General features: G+C 45.0%; 2 protein-coding genes. Both read left to right on the top strand.

All coding sequences use genetic code 11. The features are described from left to right. Nucleotides 1-571 precede the first annotated feature (571 nt). Nucleotides 572-1690 carry a CDP-glucose 4,6-dehydratase gene (rfbG, locus tag O9332_RS22635; protein WP_288027537.1) on the top strand — a complete coding sequence of 373 codons (1119 nt, stop codon included), beginning with the start codon at nt 572-574 and terminating at the stop codon, nt 1688-1690. Nucleotides 1691-1764: 74 nt separating this feature from the next. Next, entirely contained in the window at nt 1765-2346 is a 582-nt protein-coding gene (locus O9332_RS22630; protein WP_288027535.1) for an aminotransferase class I/II-fold pyridoxal phosphate-dependent enzyme, read from the top strand. Nucleotides 2347-2453 lie beyond the last annotated feature (107 nt).

Here is a 2453-nt window from a genome sequence, read left to right as displayed (position 1 = left end):
AAAGCCACTCTTAATCGTGTCTTGGAACGAAATAGAGGCTTTTAAAGACTGCGTACATGGAGAATTAAAACAAGAATTACCCTCGAAAAGCCTATTTTTCCACTAAGTATTTATGCTCATTGCAAAGGTGAGATGCTCCCAGCCTCAACTCCAATCCCAGCTTGGGATTTACTTCGAGAAGCCCAAAATCGCTGAAACTCAGATAGATCAAGGAAAATCATAAATCGAGGTTAACCCTTTGTCCCGTAATGGTTTGAGCCTTTTTTGCTGACCGAAAACGCCTAAGTCCCACTAACAGCTTAACTAATTGACATCCTCGGTCAAGTTCCTGTATAGTGGCTCCCAAAGATTTAGGGTGATGGTTTTAAGCCTTCACAAAGACTCTTTTCGGCGATTACTCGCAGAAAGCCGTTGAAATTAACTGAAAACCCAGTATAGCGAGTCTATTTGACTTGTGAACAATAATAGCTCCCCTCTCCTTCTGGGATGAGCCTGATGGGTTTTGGCAGTGTATGGATACTTATCGAGAAATGGAAATGCTCAATCACCTTGATGATACTGGACAAGCTAGATGGAAAATATGGTAAAGAAAGCATTTTGGCCAGGCAAAAAGGTCTTTATTACTGGTCATACGGGCTTTAAGGGGTCTTGGCTGGCGTTTTGGTTACTCCATCTAGGAGCAGAGGTAAAAGGCCTCAGTTTAGCCCCCAATACCACCCCCGCCTTATTTGACCAATTGGACTTAGCTCAAAACCTGAGTCATCATATAGGAGATATTCGAGAGCCTGAGTTAGTGACTCGTTTAATCGCTTCATGGCAGCCGGATGTAGTCTTTCATTTAGCGGCACAACCCTTAGTGCGGCTTTCCTATCTTGAGTCGGTGGAAACGTGGAACACAAATGTTATGGGGACTATTCACGTTTTAGAGGCCCTCAAAAGCCTGACTCATCCCTGTGCCGCCGTGTTTATTACTAGCGATAAGTGCTATGAGAATCGGGAATGGGTCTATGGTTATCGGGAAAATGACCCCTTGGGGGGTTACGATCCCTATAGTTCTAGCAAAGCTGGGGCGGAATTGGCGATCGCATCTTGGCGCAGTTCCTTCTTTAAAACCCCTCAAACCCCCATCGGCATCGCCAGCGCCAGGGCAGGAAATGTCATCGGTGGCGGAGATTGGTCTCTAGACCGGATTGTACCCGATGCGATGCGGGCCTTGATGAAGTCCGAAGCGATTCCGGTGCGGAACCCTCTAGCGACTCGTCCTTGGCAGCACGTTTTAGAGCCTTTGGGAGGCTATTTACGGTTAGCTGAGTCGATTTATGAGCAGTTGATGACGGCCAATTGGCAGCAAGACAGCCGGGGGTTATATGGGGCGTTTAATTTCGGTCCGGCTCTGACTTCTAATCGCCCAGTTAAAGAGTTAGTTGAGTCTATCCTACAACTTTGGCCGGGAACTTGGCTCGATCAAAGTGATCCGAATGCTGTTCATGAGGCTAAATTGCTTAATCTAGTCACGGATAAGGCTTTCCATACCCTAAAATGGCAACCCGTCTGGGATTTTCGGCAAACCCTCAAGGAAACGGTGACATGGTATTATCAAGCGGCTCAAATAGACTCTGAAGATAAAGCACAATTCCAAGACCTTACACGCCAACAAATCGAATATTATCAAAGTTGTTTGATCGATTAGCGAACTCAAGGCTGATAATGGTCCAAATTAAGTAATAATTAAGTTCAAATTTCTCCCCTGAAAGGAAATTAACCATGACTCAATCTATTTCTCCCCCCAATACAAATACTGAAGCAGAACTGCGAGAGCAAGTTTTTCAAGCAGTACAAGAATATTATAAGCACAAATTTCAACCCCGGGCTTTTGTGGCGGGGCAGACCTATATTCCCGCATCGGGTAAGGTATTTGATGAGCAAGAATTAGTCAAATTAGTGGACTCTTCCCTAGATTTCTGGTTAACGACGGGCAGATATGCGGCGGAATTTGAGGAACGTTTTGCCCAGTGGATGGGGGTAAAACATTGTTTATTAGTCAATTCCGGCTCTTCGGCCAATTTAGTGGCTTTAAGTGCCTTAACTTCCCCTAAACTGGGGGAAAAACAACTTAAACCGGGGGATGAAGTCATTACCGTCGCCGCAGGTTTCCCGACTACAGTTAACCCCATCTTTCAAAATCAGCTAATTCCGGTCTTTTTAGACGTTAAACTACCCGGTTATGACCTCGACATCGAGCAACTGGAATCCGCCTTGTCAGAGAAGACTAAAGCGATTATGATCGCTCATACCCTGGGAAATCCCTTTAATTTAGAGAACTCCATAAAAAAGATGATCCAATAGTCAAGTGGTTTGATAAGGGATTTCCACAAACCACTTTGGCAAATGGGGAAGTCGATTAATCTGTTTTTCCAACTCTGCCATTGCCTTCTGAATCAACTTTACCCCAG

It is taken from the genome of Microcystis sp. LE19-10.1B (assembly GCF_027530565.1).
GTDB lineage: Bacteria > Cyanobacteriota > Cyanobacteriia > Cyanobacteriales > Microcystaceae > Microcystis > Microcystis aeruginosa.
This window is presented reverse-complemented; position numbering and strand designations above follow the sequence as displayed.